General features: G+C 43.5%; 18 protein-coding genes. 10 read left to right on the top strand and 8 right to left on the bottom strand.

What is annotated here, in order from left to right; all coding sequences use genetic code 11:
- Positions 1-111: 111 nt before the first annotated feature.
- The gene (locus tag JFC10_RS04800; RefSeq protein ID WP_198331909.1) at positions 112-1545 is read right to left on the bottom strand and encodes an L-serine ammonia-lyase; all 1434 of its coding nucleotides are present in this window, start codon (positions 1543-1545) and stop codon (positions 112-114) included.
- A 542-nt stretch (positions 1546-2087) separates the two neighbouring features.
- Here JFC10_RS04800 and JFC10_RS04795 point away from each other — a divergent pair.
- Entirely contained in the window at positions 2088-3521 is a 1434-nt protein-coding gene (locus tag JFC10_RS04795; protein ID WP_227686016.1) for a solute carrier family 23 protein, read from the top strand.
- A gap of 133 nt (positions 3522-3654) precedes the next feature.
- On the opposite strand, the gene JFC10_RS04790 is transcribed toward JFC10_RS04795, so the two are convergent.
- Positions 3655-4587, bottom strand: a complete 933-nt coding sequence (locus tag JFC10_RS04790) for a DMT family transporter (RefSeq protein WP_198331908.1) — start codon at positions 4585-4587, stop codon at positions 3655-3657.
- A 404-nt stretch (positions 4588-4991) separates the two neighbouring features.
- Here JFC10_RS04790 and JFC10_RS04785 point away from each other — a divergent pair, with 404 nt between their 5' ends.
- A complete protein-coding gene (locus tag JFC10_RS04785) occupies positions 4992-5993 on the top strand; it encodes a WG repeat-containing protein (protein WP_198331907.1) in 1002 nt (333 codons plus the stop codon).
- Positions 5994-6147: 154 nt separating this feature from the next.
- Here the strand turns inward: JFC10_RS04785 and JFC10_RS04780 are convergent, their stop codons facing one another.
- Positions 6148-7176, bottom strand: a complete 1029-nt coding sequence (locus JFC10_RS04780; protein WP_193012798.1) for an alpha/beta fold hydrolase — start codon at positions 7174-7176, stop codon at positions 6148-6150.
- Positions 7177-7203: 27 nt separating this feature from the next.
- On the bottom strand, positions 7204-7368 hold the full coding sequence (locus JFC10_RS04775) for a rubredoxin (protein WP_011280463.1): 165 nt from the start codon (positions 7366-7368) through the stop codon (positions 7204-7206).
- A 355-nt stretch (positions 7369-7723) separates the two neighbouring features.
- Between JFC10_RS04775 and JFC10_RS04770 the strand changes: the two genes are divergently transcribed.
- Positions 7724-8293 (top strand): adenine phosphoribosyltransferase, encoded by a 570-nt coding sequence (locus JFC10_RS04770; RefSeq protein WP_193012797.1) that lies wholly within the window; start codon positions 7724-7726, stop codon positions 8291-8293.
- A 116-nt stretch (positions 8294-8409) separates the two neighbouring features.
- Here JFC10_RS04770 and JFC10_RS04765 read toward each other — a convergent pair whose 3' ends face one another.
- Positions 8410-8871, bottom strand: coding sequence for a hypothetical protein (locus JFC10_RS04765; RefSeq protein ID WP_198331906.1), 462 nt, complete (start codon positions 8869-8871; stop codon positions 8410-8412).
- Between the two features lie 142 nt (positions 8872-9013).
- Positions 9014-9955: a transaldolase gene (locus tag JFC10_RS04760; protein ID WP_193012795.1), complete on the bottom strand. Its 942-nt coding sequence runs from the start codon at positions 9953-9955 to the stop codon at positions 9014-9016.
- Between the two features lie 529 nt (positions 9956-10484).
- Here JFC10_RS04760 and pheA point away from each other — a divergent pair.
- The 7 genes from pheA (at position 10485) to JFC10_RS04725 (ending at position 18140) form a co-directional block, all read left to right on the top strand.
- Positions 10485-11666, top strand: coding sequence for a prephenate dehydratase (gene pheA, locus JFC10_RS04755; protein WP_198331905.1), 1182 nt, complete (start codon positions 10485-10487; stop codon positions 11664-11666).
- Positions 11667-11818: 152 nt separating this feature from the next.
- Positions 11819-12961 (top strand): histidinol-phosphate transaminase, encoded by a 1143-nt coding sequence (gene hisC / locus JFC10_RS04750; protein WP_198331904.1) that lies wholly within the window; start codon positions 11819-11821, stop codon positions 12959-12961.
- Between the two features lie 147 nt (positions 12962-13108).
- Positions 13109-15415, top strand: coding sequence for a bifunctional prephenate dehydrogenase/3-phosphoshikimate 1-carboxyvinyltransferase (locus JFC10_RS04745; RefSeq protein WP_198332044.1), 2307 nt, complete (start codon positions 13109-13111; stop codon positions 15413-15415).
- Positions 15416-15673: 258 nt separating this feature from the next.
- A complete protein-coding gene (gene rarD, locus JFC10_RS04740) occupies positions 15674-16636 on the top strand; it encodes an EamA family transporter RarD (RefSeq protein ID WP_198331903.1) in 963 nt (320 codons plus the stop codon).
- A 52-nt stretch (positions 16637-16688) separates the two neighbouring features.
- Positions 16689-17114: a dihydroneopterin aldolase gene (folB, locus tag JFC10_RS04735; protein WP_198331902.1), complete on the top strand. Its 426-nt coding sequence runs from the start codon at positions 16689-16691 to the stop codon at positions 17112-17114.
- Positions 17089-17643, top strand: a complete 555-nt coding sequence (locus JFC10_RS04730; protein ID WP_227686017.1) for a 2-amino-4-hydroxy-6-hydroxymethyldihydropteridine diphosphokinase — start codon at positions 17089-17091, stop codon at positions 17641-17643. Before folB ends, JFC10_RS04730 begins: the two co-directional genes overlap by 26 nt.
- 212 nt (positions 17644-17855) lie before the next feature.
- Positions 17856-18140: an IS630 transposase-related protein gene (locus JFC10_RS04725; protein WP_227686018.1), complete on the top strand. Its 285-nt coding sequence runs from the start codon at positions 17856-17858 to the stop codon at positions 18138-18140.
- 94 nt (positions 18141-18234) lie between these two features.
- Here the strand turns inward: JFC10_RS04725 and cysE are convergent, their stop codons facing one another.
- The gene (gene cysE, locus JFC10_RS04720) at positions 18235-19116 is read right to left on the bottom strand and encodes a serine O-acetyltransferase (protein WP_198331901.1); all 882 of its coding nucleotides are present in this window, start codon (positions 19114-19116) and stop codon (positions 18235-18237) included.
- A gap of 148 nt (positions 19117-19264) precedes the next feature.
- On the bottom strand, positions 19265-19708 hold the full coding sequence (locus JFC10_RS04715) for a YtoQ family protein (protein ID WP_198331900.1): 444 nt from the start codon (positions 19706-19708) through the stop codon (positions 19265-19267).
- Positions 19709-19731: the final 23 nt, after the last annotated feature.

Here is a 19731-nt window from a genome sequence, read left to right as displayed (position 1 = left end):
TATTTAGCCAAAACAAAAAAGACCGCTAATTCTTTATTAGAGGTCTTTTTTTATGTTAGCAAATACTTGGGAGCGTGATGTCAGAACAGGCTATATTAAACAATGGTTATATTAGCACTGACTGTATTTTACACTGACGCCATGAGTGGCAGTAGGGATACGATTGTCTGCATAAACAGCAAGACCGCCTCGTGAGGTTTCTTTGTATTTATCTAGCATATCAGCACCAGTTACTTTCATGGTTTCAATCACTTTATCTAAAGAGACGAAGTGTTGTCCGTTACCACGGCAAGCAAGTCGCGCGGCATTGACGGCTTTGACAGCACCCATGGCATTACGCTCAATACAAGGCACTTGCACTAGGCCGCCAACAGGATCGCATGTCAGACCTAAGTTATGTTCGATACCAATTTCGGCGGCATTGAGGCACTTGGCAGGATCGCCGCCTAAGATTTCTGCCAATGCAGAAGCGGCCATAGCGCAAGCAGAACCAACTTCACCTTGGCAACCAACTTCAGCGCCAGAGATGGAGGCATTTTGTTTGATTAAACTGCCAATAGCAGTCGCATTTAACAAGAACTTGCGTGCGCCATCTTGGCTATAGCCTGCCAAAAAGTCGCGATAATAATGCATCACCGCAGGAATAATACCTGCTGCACCGTTGGTGGGTGCAGTGACGACATTTCCACCATTGGCATTTTCTTCATTAACCGCTAAGGCGTATAAGTCAATCCAATCCATGGCGGCGAGTTTATCATTTTTGGTAATAGGCTGGTTTTTCTCGGCGCACAGTTGTAGATGTAATGCTTGTGCACGGCGTTTTACATCCAAGCCCCCAGGCAATATGCCACTGTTTTGACAGCCTCGCGTCACGCAGTCTTGCATTGATTCCCAAATAGAGTCTAAATAAGCAAAGACTTCTGATTGATTGCGGTAATGACATTCATTCGCCAGTACCAATTCACTAACGCTTAAGTGGTGTTGACGACACTGCTCTAGCAATTCTGCGGCACTATTAAAGGGATACGGAATAGCGTCGATGGTCGGTGTGGCGTTATCTTCATCCGGATTGGTGGCATCTGCTTCATTGATAACAAAGCCGCCACCTACCGAATAATAGGTTTGTTGGTAATGGCTGCCATCGGTCAATAATGCACGGATAGTCAAGGCATTAGGGTGGTAGGGCAAAACGGTTTCGTCATACCAATGAATATCGCGCTCTGTATCAAAGGCAATAACATGTTTGCCTGCTATATTGAGCTGTTTTTCTGAAAAAATTGGTGACAAATATTGACTGGTCAAACGGGTATCGATCGTGCTGGGAGCATGCCCAAGTAGCCCTAACAATATAGCAGTATCGGTTGCATGCCCTTTGCCTGTCGCTGCCAAAGAGCCATAAAGCTCAATTTCAACGCCTGTAATAGCAGTCAGCTCTGTTTGCTTGGCTAATGACCCCAAAAAAAGATTGGCGGCGACCATGGGTCCTACCGTGTGTGAGCTTGATGGGCCAATACCGATTTTAAATAAATCAAAAACACTAATCATAATAACTTACCAAATTTTTTAAGTGCACTAACATGTTGTATAGACTGCTTTAGGCACTTTCATTGAGAATGTAACAGACAGCCTTCGCTCATAGCACCGATAAAAGGTGTAGAGGAAGCACCGCCCATGGAAGTATTGACGCAAAAGAGGAAAAATGGTGATTGAATAATAACTTTTATTTATTTTGAAACTCCGCTATCATGCTCGGAGCTAATGGCTATGTAACATCCTGTAAGTTGATTGTCGCTGCAGAGTACGCTGAGTCATAAGCGACCATAACCATTTTTTAGTAAAACATATCCGACCACATACATCTACCAAAACATGGTCATCATACCAAATAATACTTTTGGTTTGCCATATTGCAACATAAATGAATAAATCAGGGCGACATATTTTAAAATGAAAAGATGCGGATTTTACTCGTTATCGTAATTTCTAGCCACATATTCTTGCCAGTTGATGCCCTAATTTAACGCAATTTTTATTTTTCATTTACTGTCGTCTATTATTTTAGCCCAGTTTATATAGGACAAGCGCGTATGCCATCTCAAAAAGACCATTCCTCGCCTTTAGAAAACAGCGCTCAAGCACCATCTGCTGAACATGTATTAGAGTCTGCGGCGATCAGTCCGCCGTACAATCCAGACTTTGAAAATGGACGCTGGTTTCCGACATGGCGTCCTTATCAAGGTGATTTAGATCGTGATCCAGTCGGTATCAATGAATATCTGCCTCCGTCAAAAAGTGTGCTGCTAGGTGTACAGCATACTTTTGCTATGTTTGGTTCGACTGTGCTTGCGCCGCTGTTAATGGGCTTTGATCCCAACTTAGCCATTTTGATGTCAGGTATCTGTACGGTGATGTTCTTTATGATCACTGGTGGACGCATGCCGAGCTATTTGGGCTCAAGTTTTGCTTTTATTGGTCCCGTTATCGCTGTGACGGCTTACGCAGGCGCAGGGTTCAATGATAATTTGAATGTCGCTTTGGGCGGCATTATGGCTTGCGGTATCATTTATGCGTTAATCGGGCTGCTGGTGATGAAAACGGGTACTGGCTGGATTGAGCGTTTGATGCCGCCTATCGTTACTGGTGCTATCGTGATGATTATCGGTCTCAACTTAGCGCCAGTGACCATTCAAGGGGTTTCTGCAAATCAGTTCGATGCTTGGATGGCTACGTTGACCGTATTACTCATCAGTGGTGTGGCTGTCTTTACACGTGGTATGCTGCGTCGTCTGTTATTACTGGTTGGTTTAATATTATCCTACTTTGCCTATTTTATAATGACCAATGTCATGGGTTTTGGTTCGGCGATCGACTTTAGTGGTGTGGCAGCTGCTTCATGGCTTGGCTTGCCGAGCATTCATACGCCTCGCTTTGAGATGAGTGCTATTATTCTGATTGCACCTGTGGCCTTTATTTTGGTGGCCGAAAACTTAGGGCATTTTAAGGCCGTCGAAGGTATGACCAAAGCTCGTGTGACCCCTTATATGGGTCGAGCATTTTTTGCTGATGGTTTAGCAACCACTTTTTCAGCAGGGTTTGGCGGTACTGGTGTGACGACTTATGCTGAAAACATCGGTGTGATGGCGGTGACTAAAGTATATAGCACAACGATATTTGTCGTGGCAGGTGTGGTGGCTATTTTGTTAGGGCTATCACCAAAGTTTGGTGCCATCATTCAGACGATACCAGCAGCTTTATTGGGCGGTGCTTCCATTGTGGTGTTTGGTTTGATTGCTATTGCAGGCGTCAAAATTTGGATAGACAGTCGTATCGACTTTAGCAAAAACAGTAACCTAATTATCGCGGCTGTGACCGTTATTATGGGTACCGGTAACTTTAGTTTGCACTTAGGCGGCTTTGATTTGGGCGGTATCGGTACTGCTACTCTGGCAGCGATTGTATTAAATGCGTTATTTAACCAAGGATCTGAAGCGAAGGCTGCTCATCAATCATTGGCTAAATAATTAGCTTTTATGATGCTTGAATTTTAAACCTATCAGATAATGCTGGTAACAGCATATTCACTCCATAAAAAGCGCCCATGCTACCCATAGCATGGGCGCTTTTTATGGAGTGGCAACAAGTACACAATAAAAACTACTTGTAGTCTCGCTTATAAAATTTTGAGAAAAACCGATAACGTCGTAGGGCGCGCGGCTTGGGTTTCAGTGAGCCCAAATAGATTGCAAACATGGTCAGCAGGGCACCGCTCCACTGTAAAGTATTAATCGGTTTGTCCAGCCAGCTATAATCAATGACCAAGGCGGCAATGGGTTCTGATAATAATAATAATCCAGTTAACGCCAAAGACAGCTTAGGAATGGAATAAGCGATTAACCCCCACGCCAAACACTGCATCACTGTGCCGTAGATGAGCACCCAGCCAATCTCAGCCCAAGTGTTTGGCAAAATATGACCCATATCAAACACAAACATGGGAACAATCATCGCCAATACACCACCGATACTAATCAGCTGCATCAGCATAAATATTGGTGTGGGTTCAGTATCATGCGTCTTACGGATAAAAGTCATCGACGCCGCCAGCATGGCCCCTGAGACAATACCAGTGACAAACCCCCAAGTGGCGGCGCTGTTATGCGCAAACTCAGGACTGCCTATCATGGCCACGCCAAGCATGGCTAAAAATAAACTGATGAGCTGCAATATAGATTGGCGTTCATTAAAATATAAAAACCCAATGGCGGCTAAAAAGAAAATCTGTAGGCTGTTCAGTAAAGTCGAGATGCCAGGACCGACAGCATAAATACTCTCGTGCCAGAGCGCCAGATCTAAGCCTAAAAAGACACCTGATAACAAGCCATAAAAAATAGCGCGCCTTGAGCGCGGTAGACGCTGTCCCATGATTTTGGCCAATACAGCGAATACGACACCTGAAATGGCCAAGCGCCAAAATGCCATTGCCCAACCGCCAATATCAACGTGAGCGACAATTAAACTACCCAAACCAAAGATAATACAACCAATGACCAACCCAGTAGAGGCAGAGCGTGAAGAAGCAATCGCCATATAATGTCCTTATATCCGTATTATTTTTTTATCTTACTGTATCAACGATGACGCTAATGAATGCTTACGCTAATCCAAGCCGTATTGTCTAGGTTTTGACGCTAAAATGAAATGGTCAAACCATCATTTATGCTTATTGTTTGATTTATTATTGCTGTATCAGGTTTTATCGCTTTATAAATTAGGGATAAAGTCAATGACGCCCTTGAGCTTCGCTCACATAAGAGAACCTCTATAACAATACGAATATATGGTGGAGACATTCTTACAGGAACGATATTGGCGTGGATATCACTATTTGTTAATCTAGTGGTTTATAATCACTGTAGTAGCATAATAAAACAGGACGGTTTCTTATTAGTCTTTACATCAAGTACTTCAATATCATTAGCCTAGGTTCATCTATGTTACGACGTTCATTATCCCTACAACAACGACTATCGACATCTGGTTTTGCTATATTCCTTTTAGCTAGTACGCTATTTATGGTGCCAAGTGCGCAAGCGGCCAGTTGCAACATTCCAAAAAGTTATTATAAAAACGTGGCTTGTACGGCAAATAGCGGCTATTTTTTGGCGACAAAGGATTTTGGCGCGCCAGTTGCTCTGATTAATAGTAAAGGCAAAAGCGTCGTTGATTTATCACGTTATCAAAAAGTCGATGCCAGTAAGATATCGGCTGGTTTACTTCCTGTACTGCGCAATGGTCATGTCGGTTATCTTAATATGCAGGGTCGTGAAGTGGTGCCTGCGATGTACGATGTACTCAAAGAAGGACAGGGTTGGGCGCGTCCCGTCTCTAACGGGCGTATCGTAGTAAAACAAGATGGTAAATATGGGGTCATTAATACTAGTAATAAAACCATTGTGTCGTTTTCATCCGCGATTAGTGACATTGATGATTACCAGGATGGTGTCGCCCGTGTACGTAAAAACCAAGCGATCAGTTGGATTGATGAAAACGGCAAAACGACCAGTGACCCAAACAGTAGAGACAACGAGCAATCCACGACGCAACGAGCACCTGCTAGCACCAATGGCGACGCATCCTCATTCAACCAAGCACCTCCCAATCGCTTTACGATGCTGCAACCGCGTCAGCAAGATGGCAAATGGGGATTTATCGATGACAATAATGTGACCATGATTACCTATTCTTTTGACGAGGTGCGTCCCTTTGCCGAAGGCTTGGCTGGCGTGCGCATCGATGAAAACTGGGGCTTTGTTAATCTTGGTGGCGAGTTGGTGATTCCTTTTCGCTTTGCCAATAGCGGTGTGTCAGCTGATGATTTTTACCAAGGCAAACCCGCCTTTACCTTTACTGGTGGTAAAGCGTGGATTGGCAATCTAAAAAATGGCAATAAAATGTGTATCGATAAGGAAGGCACAGGGGTGGGTTGTGATTAAGCTGCGTGTTCAAACCTAAAGACCTACATAATCTAAAGACCTACATAATCTAAAGACCTACATAAAATAGCCAGCATAAAAAAGAGCGTAAACCCTATGAATCAATAGTAGGATTTACGCTCTTTTTATTACGGATTTTATTATGAGTAAATAGCTATTTTTCTAATAAATGATTGCTGATTAAATCGACCATATAAGGTTGATAGTACTCAGGAATATCATGCGCCATGCCTTCGATTAAATGAAACTTGGCATTCGGAATGGTCTTGGCAACTACCCGACCTTGTGAGGCGGGGAGTAGTCCATCTGCGCTACCATGCAGTACAATAGTCGGTGCTTTGACTTGCTTGCTAAACCGGCTGATAGAGCCTGACGCCAAGATAGCATTGAGCTGTTGTACCGTCCCGAGCGGATGAAAGTTGCGCTGATAACGCAGTTTGGCAATTTCACGCACCATACGTACGTTGACATGCCCTGGTGTACCGACTGTCTTCATAAACCACACACTATGACGCACGATATCGCGCTCAGAATGACTTTCAGGACGGTTAATCAGGGTATATAGCTGCTTGGGTTTTGGAGGTTTTAAAAATGCACGGTTGGTCGTGGTAAACATCAACGCCATACGCTGCACTAGACTTGGATAACGTGCCGCTACGATTTGTGCAATCATGCCGCCCATAGAAGCCCCAATCAGATGGGTTTTGCCCAACTGCAACGCCTTAATCAAACGAGCGGTATCTTCTGCCATATCTGTTAAATTATAAGCAACTTGCGTACCTTTATTAGACAACCCCGTTTGCAAACGCATCATCATTTTTAACTGGCTAATACGTGGTAGTCCATCAATCTGTACTTTAGAAGACAGACCAATATCACGATTATCAAAACGAATGACAAAAAAACCGGCATCAATAAGGCGCTTGATAAAATTATCTGGCCAAAATATCATCTGTGAGCCAAGCCCCATAATCATGAGCAGTGGTGGATTATTAGGATTACCACCTGCCTCAACACACAGCTCAATGCCATCACCTATATCAATCATCGATTGATACAGATGCTTGCTAAGGTCAGAGTCTCGCCATTGGTGCGCGCCAAACTTTTGCCACTCAGGAGTAGGATAGCCACCTAAGTTTTCTTGTAGGGTTGCCGATGGTTTGATGTCATTCGATGTTGTCATGAAGTGTCCTAATTAGAGGGTCGTCTATTACAGCTCAAGCATCTCAAAATCAAGCTTGCCCACACCGCACTCTGGGCACGTCCAATCATCAGGGATGTCATCCCATTTAGTGCCTGGTGCAATCCCTTCTTCGGGACAGCCGAGCGCTTCATCATATATCCAGCCGCAGACGATACATTCATAACGTTTCATAAATAGTCCTATCGAGCATTATCAGTGTTTATAATCCGTGTTACAGGGTGTTTTTGACGTTCATATTTGCAATCACAGCCGTTAGAGGAGACTGTAAAAGCGCACGTAGTTTAGCATATAACCGTGATTTTCGTCGTTAAGTTTACACTTGTATATTGAGATTGATTGGTTTTTATCAAGGGGTCTATGTCTTCTGTCTTTCACTAAGTAGCTGTACTCTTACGTGCCCAACCGCGACATTCCTATCAATTATGTTATAATAAGCGCCGCTAAATTCACAGTATTAGCCATCATTTATCATTGATATCTTATTATCTAAATTACATCGTTTAAGTCATATACGCTAAGGGTTACCATGAGCATTAGTGCTGCCGCTACATCTGAAAATGCCGAAAATGAGTCGTCTCATAAACTCAATACGGATCATCCTTTTTGGCAAGTGATTCGCACAGTACCAGACTTCCCAAAAGTCGGCATTGATTTTTATGATATTACCCCGTTACTGCGCAGTCATATAAATGAGGTGATTGATGCATTGCTCGCTGCACTGCCCGAAGGCGTGATAGACGAGGTAGATTGCTTGGGCGCAGTCGAGGCGCGCGGTTTTGTCTTTGCAAGTTTACTGGCAGGTCGATTGGGTAAAGGGATGATTTTGCTACGTAAACCCGGTAAATTGCCACCACCAGTTGCCAATAAAGCATATGCTTTAGAGTACGGTAAAGACACGCTTGAGATGCAAAACAATCTGCCACCAGAGCGCGTGCTATTGGTCGATGATATTTTGGCCACTGGTGGCACATTAACCACCGCTTATGAGCTGTGTAAATCGGCAGATCATACCGTGGTGGGGGCGTTAGTCCTACTAGATTTGGTTGATTTGCATGGCGAATTCCCAGTGCCTGTCTATACGGTTTTAAAGGCTTAAAACTGGCAACGCTTAGTGAATAGTGTTAAATGAAGCAATAAAATAAAAAAGCGCGCTGAATGAGTTTAGCGCGCTTTTTTGATTGCATGTATTTTGTACGTTCGCCTTAGTTTATATTACTTGTCTTGCTGGTAACTTTTACATGCCTGTTCTACTAGCATGCGACTAATCGTTTTCGGCTTGGTTACCTTAAAGTCTTTTGTGGTTAATATGGGTTTCTCTGATTGCCAAGATTTTAAGACTTTATTATCAGCACCATAATTAACGTAAGCTCGCCTATAGTAACTGGCGTCTTTACAAGAGATGAGCAGTTGCTGATCGCTATGATGAATCTCGTTTTCTTTGCCTTCCTTATCTGCTTTCGTTTCGTCTTTTTGTGCAGGGTACGTTCTACGAATAGATACGGTGATGTTGTCGACACTTTTTTCGTCTATGATATTGATGTCGGAGCTTTCGATAGAGTCTAAGTCTAAGCTAAAAATTGATCCAGTATGACTCTCTGATATTTTTGACCAGTTCACTGCCTGTGCGCTGACCGCTAGAGCACCGCCCGCTAATAACACTGATAGCCGTTTCATAATCAAGCCTTACTTCTTGTTGTTAAAAGTGAGCCATGATAGCCAACTTACTATTAGCAGGCAAATTTCTTTTATGACCTACTACTGAAGTTTGTAAAGTACCGATCACATTTACCATCATTGATATCGATCGATGCTTATATCAATTACGCATCGCTGCTAACATCTGAGCAAGCTCATCACGAGCACCAATAAAGCCATCGATACCTTTTGGTAATAAGTCTTGTGTAACCGTGTCTTGCTGATAGGCGATACTATATTCCTCTTGCGTTAGACTCACTCGTTTCATATCTGCCACATCTAATGACATGCTAGGTGACAGTTGTCGTGTAACCTCGGTATCCATCGCTGCTAGCGCGTCGATAAGGTCAGGTGCGATGGTCAATAGATCACACCCTGCTAGCGCCAATATCTGTTCAGTCGAGCGGAAACTTGCACCCATCACTTGCGTATCATAGTTATGCTGCTTGTAGTATTGATAAATACGCTTCACAGACTGCACGCCCATATCATCAGAAGCGGGCACATTTTGACGATTTTGTTGGCGTTTTTGCCAGTCTAAAATACGGCCCACGAAAGGTGATATCAATGTCACGCCAGCATCCGCACAGGCAATCGCTTGATGCTGTCCAAATAACAAAGTTAAATTGCAGTGAATATTTTGGGTCTCAAGATAGCGCGCTGCCTCAATACCTTGCCATGTCGCAGCCATTTTAATCAATACCCGCTCTGAGTTAACCCCTGCTTTTTGGTAAGCTTCCATAAATGCTAAGGCTTTATCAATTGTTGCTTGAGTGTCATAAGACAAACGAGCATCCACTTCGGTAGAGACGCGGCCTTGGATAAGCTCTAAAATATCACAGCCAACCTGAATAGTCAGCGCGTCAATCACTGCATCTATATCACCATTATGGCGACTCATGGTTTCTGACAGCATGCCTTGGTTGTCAGGATGGATGAGTGCTTTGGTAATGAGGCTTGGATTGGTGGTCGCATCGATAGGTTTTAGGCGCGCAATGGCGGCAAGGTCGCCAGTATCAGCGACAATGGTGGTCATGGTACGAAGCTGTTGTAATGCGCTCATCAGATATCCCTTTTTATCAAAAATAGGTTGTGTTCAGTTACGTGGTAATTTTATTTTTTATAGTGCTATTTGCTGTCAGTTTTAGACTGTAACATAGTTTTGAGTTGATGTTCCTCCATAGTTTTACCGTACATCGCTGCCATATTGCCTCTCTTTGCTAATATTGACGAATTTACGCATATTTACGCGCATTTACACATGGGCACTGTCGATAGTTTTTGTTATAGTAGAGCGGGTCAGCAGTCTGGCTGCTACATTTGCATGCTGGTGTATGACTAACATGCGACAACAGTAGACGATAGCACTCGCAGTGCAGGGTGTTTTTGATAGACTGTTTGCTATTTAGTGTGATTTCTGTTGAATATCATCGCTAGTATGCTTGATACCCTTGACCTTCATTGAGTGCTGATTCAATAATGAGATGAATGGTTGTCAATAATGAGAAATACTTAAAGCATTCAAAGTTAAAAACAGCAGTATCTAATAGTAACAAAACTCAGTAATAATTTTAGAAAAAGGATGGGCGGTAATGAGTGAGCAGTCATCAGAGCAAAACATGGATAATCTAAATCAAGCCATCGCAGGGGCTAACGATACTGCAACTGAAAAAGCATTTTTGGACGATATTCGCCAAAGTATTGATACAGTAGACTGCGAAATCCAGACACTGATTAATAACCGTGCCAAGTTGGCTCAGCAAGTGGCCGCAGTAAAGAAACAGCATATTGTCAATAACCCGACTGCCGACAATAGCAATCCTATTTTTTATCGTCCTGAGCGTGAAGCGCAAGTACTAAAAGCGGTGATGGAACGTAACACAGGCCCGATCGCTGATGACAAAATGGCGCGATTGTTCCGTGAAATTATGTCGGTCTGCCTCGACTTAGAAGCACCGCAGCGTATTGCTTTCTTGGGTCCAGTAGGCACTTTTACTCATGCTGCTGCGCTCAAGCATTTCGGTAAAGCCGCTGATACCGTGCCAATGACCACCATCACTGATGTATTCCGTGAAGTTGAAGCGGGTACAGCGATGTATGGTGTGGTGCCAGTCGAAAATTCGTCTGAGGGTGTGGTTAACCATACGTTAGATGGCTTTCTGTCTTCTACCTTAAAGATAATCGGAGAAGTTGAACTGCCGATTCATCAGAATTTCTTGGTCGCTGAGCATACCAAACTCGATGGTTTAAGCCGTATTTACTCGCATCAGCAGTCATTGGCGCAGTGTCGTCATTGGCTCGATGTCAATTATCCTAATGTCGAGCGCGTGGCGGTATCGAGCAACGGTGAAGCTGCCCGCCGTTTGAAAAATGAATGGCATTCAGCAGCAATTGCAGGTGATGTGGCTGCTGCAGAATATGGCTTGCATAAGCTATACTCAAATATCGAAGACAACCCGAGCAATACCACGCGATTCCTTATCATCGGTCACGAAGCGATTGCGCCATCAGGTCAGGATAAAACGTCTATCGTCGTATCGGCACATGACAAAGCGGGCGCATTGATCGAAATTTTGAAGCCTTTGTCTTATCATGGCGTGTCAATGACCAGTATCGAAACCCGTCCTGAACGTCCGAATAAGTGGGCTTATGTGTTTTTCATTGACATGAATGGTCATATTGACGAGCCAAACGTCAGCGCTGCTATCGCTGATATCCGTCCGTTGGTAAAAGATGTGCGTGTTCTAGGTTCTTATCCAAAAGCAGTGCTATAGTCCCTCTACTATAAAAGAGTCATGGCGTTCACCTCGCGTGAAGTGTTACGTAACCATCTGAATTGGTCGCCTTGACTCGCTTTGAGATTGAACCAACGATATAACGCCAACTGGGTCAAATTACTTGCCAAAATCATATCTAAGGATAAATCATGCCGTCATCTCATTCGATAGAGTCAAGTTTATTACCGCTTGTACCCGCCTACGATAGTATTTTAGAGCTGGTGCCTTATCAAACGGGCAAGCCGATTGAAGAGTTGACGCGTGAGTATGGCGTCTCAGATGTGGTAAAACTTGCCAGTAATGAAAACCCAAGAGGCTGCTCACCGCATGTCACGCTAGCGATTACTGAGCAATTGGGTCAGTTGGCACGTTATCCTGATGGCAACGGCTACTATCTAAAACAAGCGCTGGCTGACTTTAATGATGTCAATGTCGAACAGATTACTTTGGGTAATGGTTCTGACGATTTGCTTGATATTTTAGCGCGTAGTTTTGCTAGTGCTGACGATGCTATCGTTTACAGTCAGTACGCCTTTATCGTTTATCCGATGCTGGCTAAAATACAAGGGGCGACAGGTATAGAAGTGCCTGCCAATCGCTTTGGTCATGATCTAAAAGCGATGAGTCAAGCGGTTCAAGACAATCCTAATACTAAAATAGTCTTTATCGCCAATCCTAATAATCCAACTGGCACGCAGCTTGAACCTCAAGAGTTACGAGCATTTATGGCTCACATACCAAGCTCGGTATTGGTGGTATTAGATGAAGCGTATATCGAATATAGCCCTGAGAGTAATAATCGGGCGTTGTTAGATGAATTTGATAATGTCGTCATCGTGCGCACTTTTTCCAAAGCTTATGGACTGGCGGGTTTACGTGTCGGTTATGCGCTTAGTTCAGTGGCTGTCGCGGACTTACTGAATCGTATTCGTCAGCCATTTAACGTGAGTAGAGTGGCTTTAGCTGCTGCTGCTGCTGCGCTTAATGATTCAGATTTTATCGAAAAAACTCGTCTGATGAATGATGAGCAAATGCGCTGGTTAGAAAAGCAGTTTGACGCATTAGGCTTGGGGTTTATCAAGTCACATGCCAACTTTATTATGGTAGAAATAGCCGTTGAGATGGAAGACATTACCGCTGCTTCTATTCATCAAGCATTGCTAGAGCAGGGTGTTATCGTCCGTCCATTAGAGGGCTATGGCTTACCTAATTGGCTGCGTATCACAGTAGGGGTAGCAGAAGACAATATGCGCCTGATTGATACGCTGCGCTCAATCTTGACTGATGATTGATAAAAAGTATGTTAGGTCGTTTTAGATAAGTAAATAATTTATTAATCATTTTTATGACACTGGCATCAGCGTGCTTTATTCATTCTGACGCTAGTTTGTTTAACGAGAAAAGCCGTGAGTCGCCAGCAAAACAATATAAGCAATAATATGCAGTCTATCAATAGTCAGCCGCCGTTATTTAAGCAAGTTTGTGTTATCGGTCTAGGGCTGATCGGTGCTAGCCTTGCCCAAGCCATTAAAGACAATGGTTTGAGTGAGCGGTTGGTGGCGGTTGATAGACATACGCCAAGTATCGATGAAGCCATTCAGCACGGCTTATTAGACGCTGGTAGTGCTGTCTTAAGTGAAGTAGTTTTCGGTAGTGATTTGATTGTTATCGCCGTACCAGTACAAGCGGTGCAAGCCGTATTTGTCGATATCAAAGCAGCGATGGATAACGGACAACTTGCCACTGATTGCATCCTGACTGACGTCTGTAGCACCAAGGTCAATATCATTGACGCTGCCAAAGAGGTATTTGGAGCGTTGCCTATAGGACTGGTACCTGCACATCCGATTGCTGGCGCTGAAAATTCGGGGTATCATGCCAGACGCGTGACATTGTTTGTTAATCATAGTGTCATTATCTGCGAGCTACCTACTACAAGTAATGTAGCCATTACAAAGCTGCGACTATTATGGGAAGCGGTGGGCGCAAATGTCATGTCAATGGCTGCTGATCATCACGATCGTATATTGGCGCATACCAGTCATTTGCCACATCTGCTTGCCTTTAATTTGGTTGAGCAGCTTGCAAGCCATGATGACAATTTAGATATGTTTCGTTATGCTGCGGGTGGCTTTCGTGACTTTAGCCGCATCGCTGCCAGCGACCCTAAAATGTGGCATGATATATTTTTTGCCAACCAAAGCGCCATTGTGAGCGCCCTTGATGAGTATGGTGTCTATCTGCAAACCATGCGTCAGCTTATTATTGATAAAGATTCAACCGCCCTGATGGGACTTTTGGGCCGCGCGCAAGCCGCACGGCGACATTTTGGCCATATGTTAGCCAGCACCCCTTATACGGATACTTCTGCCATGTCAGCTTCTTATAATATTACGCCTAGCAATACTGTCTCAGGCACTATTACCATTCCTGGTGACAAGTCTATTTCGCATCGCAGCATTATGCTGGGCAGCCTTGCGACAGGCGTGACCAATGTCACTGGGTTTTTGGAAGGGGAGGATGCGCTTGCGACCTTGCAAGCGTTCCGTGATATGGGCGTCACTATCGAAGGGCCAGACAATGGCAAATTGACCATCCATGGCGTTGGTATGAACGGTCTAAAACCGAGCAAGACACCTTTGTATATGGGTAACTCGGGCACCAGTATGCGTCTGTTGTCAGGTATTTTAGCTGCACAGTCATTTGATAGTGTATTAACTGGTGATACCAGCCTAAATAAACGCCCAATGGAGCGTGTGGCCGCACCTTTACGCGAGATGGGTGCAGTCATTCAAAGTACTGGTCATAGTGGTACTGCGCCACTTAGTATCACTGGTCGAGCGACTGTCGGTAAGCCGCTACAGGGTATCGATTATGAGATGCCTGTGGCTTCTGCGCAGATTAAGTCTTGCTTATTGCTGGCTGGACTTTGGGCAGAAGGCACCACGACCGTTACCCAACCAGAAGTCAGTCGTGACCATACTGAGCGTATGCTCTCAGCTTTTGGTTATCCAGTAACGGTCGATGGCAACCGCATCAGTGTGGAAGGGGGCGGTACGCTCAAAGGCGGTGACATCGCTGTCCCTGCTGATATCTCCTCTGCGGCATTTTTTATGGTGGCAGCGGCCATTAGTCAAGGCAGCGAGTTGACCCTCACACAAGTGGGTATTAATCCGACACGTACTGGCATCATTGATATCTTAAAGCTGATGCAAGTGGATATCAGCTTGACTAATGAGACGCATGTGGGCGGCGAACCAGTCGCAGATATCACTATTCGTAGCTCAAACTTAGTCGGTATTGAAATCCCAGAGCATCTAGTGCCATTAGCGATTGACGAATTTCCAGTATTGTTCATTGCTGCCAGCTGTGCACAAGGTCGCACGGTGTTGACCGGTGCCAAAGAGCTGCGTGTAAAAGAGTCTGATCGTATTGCGGTCATGGCAGAAGGCTTACATACACTTGGCATCGATTGTACTGTCACTGATGATGGTCTGATTATTGAAGGCAAAGGCGCTGCTACTGAGAACGGCGACATAAATAATAGCCAACCTGTCTTTGGTGGCGGTCATATTACCTCGCACCATGATCATCGTATTGCCATGAGTTTTGCAGTTGCCAGCTTACGTGCATCCAAGCAAATTACTATTGAAGGCGTTGAAACCGTCAATACCAGTTTCCCAGGATTTGCTGAGCTTGCCAATCAAATTGGTATGTTAATTCAAGTTGATGATGCCAGCGCTTAATGCTTTATTGTTTCGTTTCTAAATACATGAATCATGAGACTCATATTTAAGGTTAATGTAATTGTTTACTAACCTTTAGATAAATTTATCTCAAAATAGTGGTTATCGTTAGCAATGTGTTGATGTCGATATGGACATTCGCACATTGCTTTTTAACTTGTATCCTATCTGTAGTAACCCTGCGCTTTTGCCATTGAATTGATATAAAAATTAATATGGGCCAAGAGTGCGCTTTGCTCTAAAAAGTTGTACTGTACTATGACCACCCAGAACGTCATCAAAAAACCAGTCACGCCCATTAAAACGACCAGACGAGGCATCATCACCGCACTCATTGCCTTTTTTATCTGGGGTGGGTTTCCGTTATATTTTAAACAATTGGCCGCCTACGATGCGACCGAGATTATCGGTCACCGTATTATCTGGACGTTTGCCTGCTTGCTTATCGTATTGGTAGTCACCAAGCGCTGGCAGTGGATCGATATCTTAAAGAAAAATCCAAGATGGATAGCGTTCTCATTTATATCGGGTTTGATTATTGCCACCAACTGGCTCACTTATGTATGGGCGGTCAATCACGACCGTATCCTTGAAGCCAGTTTGGGGTATTTTATTGGACCATTGGTGGGCGTTGCCCTATCGATGATTTTATTCAAAGAGCGCTTACGTACGCTGCAATGGGTTGCCATCGGTTTTGCCTTATTATCCGTGGTCATTCAAGTAGTCATGATTGGTAGCTTGCCATGGATATCACTGATTTTAGCCTTTAGTTTTAGTACTTATGGCACCATTCAACGGCAGACGCCTTTGACGGCTGTCGATGCCATGTTTGTCGAAACAACGATGTTGGTGCCGATTTGCTTATGGTGGTTCTGGCAAGCGGATGTGGTCAGCAGTCAATTGAGTTTTTGGTTTAGTCCAAACATTTGGCTACTGATGATCGCAGGCCCGATTACCTTGATACCGCTGTTATTGTTTAATAAATCTACTAAGCTCGTTGCTTATAGTATTTTAAGCTTTATGAATTATCTGACGCCGACCTTTATTTTCTTCTTAGCGGTGTTCTATTATAACGAGCCATTTGATTTGCACCGTTTGGCTGTCTTTGGTTTGATTTGGCTTGGTCTGTTATTATTCAGCATTGACTTATGGCGTCATCGCCCTAGTAAAGCGCTAAAAGCGGCGCGTTTGCGTGAAGAGGCGTTGCAGCAAACCAGTTAAAAAACCTGAGTTCAAAACTCTAATTAAAAATTTAGCAAACAAGGATGAGAGCATGTTTCATACCGAATCTGATGTGGTATTTGTAAAAGGCTTAAAAGTAGAAGCAGTCATCGGTGTCTATGAGTGGGAGCGCGCCATTACGCAGCCGCTCCTGATCGATATAGCACTTGAAACAGATATCAGCCGTGCTGCTATCTCAGATGATGTCAATGATGCGCTGAACTATAAAGCAGTTTGCGATGATGTGAGTGAATGGTGCAAAGCCATTAAAGCGCAGTTGCTAGAGCATTTAGCGGGGCAAATCGCTGATAAGTTGCTCGCAAAATATAGCTGTCATAAAGTTACTTTAAGCGTTGCTAAGCCCACTGCTATAAAGCAAGCCGATGCGGTTGGGGTTCAAATCACGCGTTATGCGTCAGCATCAACAGATAAGGAAATTACTAAAGAAGCTGATGATAGCCAAGCCGATGATGCATAAAACGTCAATAGATTTGAATTTAGAAACGCTAAAAAAGTGTATGCCTGAACAGTTGCAAACGCAGTCTGTGACGGCAGCACTATTGGCTTTGGGCAGCAATTACCAAGCTGAGCATTATCTGTCGCGTGTCAGAGAAGATCTAGCGGCGCTAGGGGAAATACAGTTATCTACTGCGTTTGAAAATCCTGACTTTACCTCGACCGAAGCGCAACCAAAGCCCGACTATACTAACCAATGTGTTTATCTTTTACTTACCGTACCCATTAGTTTGCAACAGTTACAGCAGATTTTTAAAGATCTTGAGGGTGAATGCCATCGGCAGCGTCTAACAGAAGCTCAGACGCCAATAAAAAAAGTCACGATGGATATTGATATTCTATTAATCAGAACTGCTCTTAATAAAAATAGCCTAAGCAATAAGATGTCATCTAAACAGATAATTTCTGAATGGCTAATAATGGCGGATCGTTATCCATTTAAGGCGCATGAGGAAGTAGGGGTAGAGGAATTGATTTCAACCAAAATATAATTTTACTATTAACTAGCGCATACTCTTACTCTCTATTATGTTTTTTCACCTGAAACCATCGATATTTATAATTTTCTTCGGTTCAATCTCTCAGTATCCAAAACAAAAATTTAATAAAAACTATGCGATTATATAAACAATTATTAGTATATAGTTTAATCCAAATAAAACCGATGCAATACTTATAACAATCAGATTTAATGAAATAAACAATGACTTATTCAATAGACTATCGCAAACAGGTACTTTCTAGCATCGCTGATGGCATGACCATTCGAGAGGCTTCTTTATTTTATGGACTTAGTGCCAGCATCATTTACAGCTGGCAACAGAGTTTAGTCGCTAAGACAAATAAAGCACCGATTAAAACACCTGATGACGCATTGATTGAAGACGTAAAAAGATATTCTGATGATTATAACTATGGAAGAGCTCGTCGCTTGAACTCCAGTAAAACGGGTATCTTTAAAGCGTCTTGGCATCAGTCAAAAATTTGATAGAAGATAAAGCAGATCAATCTACCATGTATGCAGACATAGCAGACTTTATCTAAACCCGCTTTGACTTTATTGTTTCTTTTTAAAAACTGTCTTAGCTATTTTTCTTATCATCAATCACGTCCATATCAGCACGACCAATCACATCGATATCTTCTAAGCACAGTTTGTCATACTCCTTTTTGCAAAAGTCAGGATCAATCTTGCACATCGCTGTTTGTAGCTGGTCGAGGCGATTCTCTGATTGTTGGATATGCTCTAGCATTTTAGCAAAAGCTTCGGCAACAGGATCTTGCGAGGATGGGTCGATACCATAAGCTTGAAAAGCAGTTTCGCGTGCGGTGGTTGGTTTTTTGGTTTCTGCTTTTTCTTTTGGCTTAGCATCTTGGACTTTGGTGGTAATAGGATTGCCTTTTTCATCGTGATGATCGGAGATCATACGAGCAGCATTGCCGACCATTGTAGCGCCTGCTGGTACGGGTTTTACCACAACGGCATTTGAGCCAATTTTGGCATTTTTACCAACGGTAAATGGTCCCAATACTTTTGCGCCAGCACCAACAGTTACGCCATCTTCTAACGTAGGATGGCGTTTGCCATTATTCCAAGAGACACCGCCAAGCGTCACACCATGATATAGGGTAACATCATTACCAATCTCTGCCGTTTCACCAATAACAATTCCCATGCCATGATCAATAAAAAACCGACGACCGATTTTGGCAGCAGGGTGAATCTCAATGCCTGTGACGATGCGTGAACCATACGAGATAACGCGCGCAGCCAGTTTTTGTTCATGATTCCAAAGGTAGTGGGCACCGCGATGTAAAACAAGCGCATGGATGCCAGGATAAGTCAGGATGACTTCCAGACTATTACGTGCTGCTGGATCACGATTGAATACCGCATCGATATCTTCTTTTAGGTCTTTTTTGATACGTGAAAGTGATTTGAATAAGGCAGTTGGCAATGACATAAATTGTCCTATCGTATTTTTGATTACAATCAATTCAGTTATAGCAGCTTTGTAGCACAAAATATAGCGATGAGCGATAAATAAAACAGACGGCTGATCGATAAAATGCCAGTCATTGGCAATGTATCTACAGGCAATTATTTATGATTTAGCTATCACTGACAATATATTTTAGCAGCTCAACAACTTGCTCTGGCGTTTGCGCCCATGCCATTGCCGCAGCATCGACTTCTTTTAGTGGATGGATAATATCCTCAGCATGCAGGGTGATGTACGGCTTGCCTAATGCAGCGCAGTAGCCGGCATCGAATGCGGCGTTCCACTGCTTATATTTATCACCAAAACGAATGATAGCAATGTCGCATTTTTGAATCATGTTTTTGGTGCGAATCGCATTAACTTTTGATGACTTATGATCGCGCCAGAACCCATTATCCTCTTTACCTAACACATCACCAGCCGCGTCGCTGGCCTCATGTTCAGTCACTGCTGATGTAAAATTAATAGCAAGACCATGTTCTTTTGCGCCTTGCATAATTTTCTGTCGCCAGTCGGTATGTATTTCTCCGGACAAATAAACATTCCAATTCATAGTCAATTCCTTTTCATTATTGA

It is taken from the genome of Psychrobacter aquimaris (assembly GCF_016107525.1).
GTDB lineage: Bacteria > Pseudomonadota > Gammaproteobacteria > Pseudomonadales > Moraxellaceae > Psychrobacter > Psychrobacter aquimaris.
Note: the sequence above shows the minus strand (reverse complement) of the source record. Positions and strands in the feature narration are given on the sequence as shown.

Excerpts from the sequence above, each read along its gene's own strand:
- rarD (WP_198331903.1), top strand. The coding sequence starts at position 15,674 with ATGACCACCCAGAACGTCATCAAAAAACCAGTCACGCCCATTAAAACG.
- JFC10_RS04730 (WP_227686017.1), top strand. The coding sequence starts at position 17,089 with ATGATAGCCAAGCCGATGATGCATAAAACGTCAATAGATTTGAATTTA.
- JFC10_RS04765 (WP_198331906.1), bottom strand. The coding sequence starts at position 8,871 with ATGAAACGGCTATCAGTGTTATTAGCGGGCGGTGCTCTAGCGGTCAGC.
- JFC10_RS04760 (WP_193012795.1), bottom strand. The coding sequence starts at position 9,955 with ATGAGCGCATTACAACAGCTTCGTACCATGACCACCATTGTCGCTGAT.
- JFC10_RS04800 (WP_198331909.1), bottom strand. The coding sequence starts at position 1,545 with ATGATTAGTGTTTTTGATTTATTTAAAATCGGTATTGGCCCATCAAGC.
- JFC10_RS04790 (WP_198331908.1), bottom strand. The coding sequence starts at position 4,587 with ATGGCGATTGCTTCTTCACGCTCTGCCTCTACTGGGTTGGTCATTGGT.
- cysE (WP_198331901.1), bottom strand. The coding sequence starts at position 19,116 with ATGTCATTGCCAACTGCCTTATTCAAATCACTTTCACGTATCAAAAAA.
- pheA (WP_198331905.1), top strand. The coding sequence starts at position 10,485 with ATGAGTGAGCAGTCATCAGAGCAAAACATGGATAATCTAAATCAAGCC.
- JFC10_RS04725 (WP_227686018.1), top strand. The coding sequence starts at position 17,856 with ATGACTTATTCAATAGACTATCGCAAACAGGTACTTTCTAGCATCGCT.
- JFC10_RS04795 (WP_227686016.1), top strand. The coding sequence starts at position 2,088 with ATGCCATCTCAAAAAGACCATTCCTCGCCTTTAGAAAACAGCGCTCAA.
- JFC10_RS04775 (WP_011280463.1), bottom strand. The coding sequence starts at position 7,368 with ATGAAACGTTATGAATGTATCGTCTGCGGCTGGATATATGATGAAGCG.
- folB (WP_198331902.1), top strand. The coding sequence starts at position 16,689 with ATGTTTCATACCGAATCTGATGTGGTATTTGTAAAAGGCTTAAAAGTA.
- JFC10_RS04785 (WP_198331907.1), top strand. The coding sequence starts at position 4,992 with ATGTTACGACGTTCATTATCCCTACAACAACGACTATCGACATCTGGT.
- hisC (WP_198331904.1), top strand. The coding sequence starts at position 11,819 with ATGCCGTCATCTCATTCGATAGAGTCAAGTTTATTACCGCTTGTACCC.
- JFC10_RS04715 (WP_198331900.1), bottom strand. The coding sequence starts at position 19,708 with ATGAATTGGAATGTTTATTTGTCCGGAGAAATACATACCGACTGGCGA.
- JFC10_RS04780 (WP_193012798.1), bottom strand. The coding sequence starts at position 7,176 with ATGACAACATCGAATGACATCAAACCATCGGCAACCCTACAAGAAAAC.
- JFC10_RS04770 (WP_193012797.1), top strand. The coding sequence starts at position 7,724 with ATGAGCATTAGTGCTGCCGCTACATCTGAAAATGCCGAAAATGAGTCG.
- JFC10_RS04745 (WP_198332044.1), top strand. The coding sequence starts at position 13,109 with ATGCAGTCTATCAATAGTCAGCCGCCGTTATTTAAGCAAGTTTGTGTT.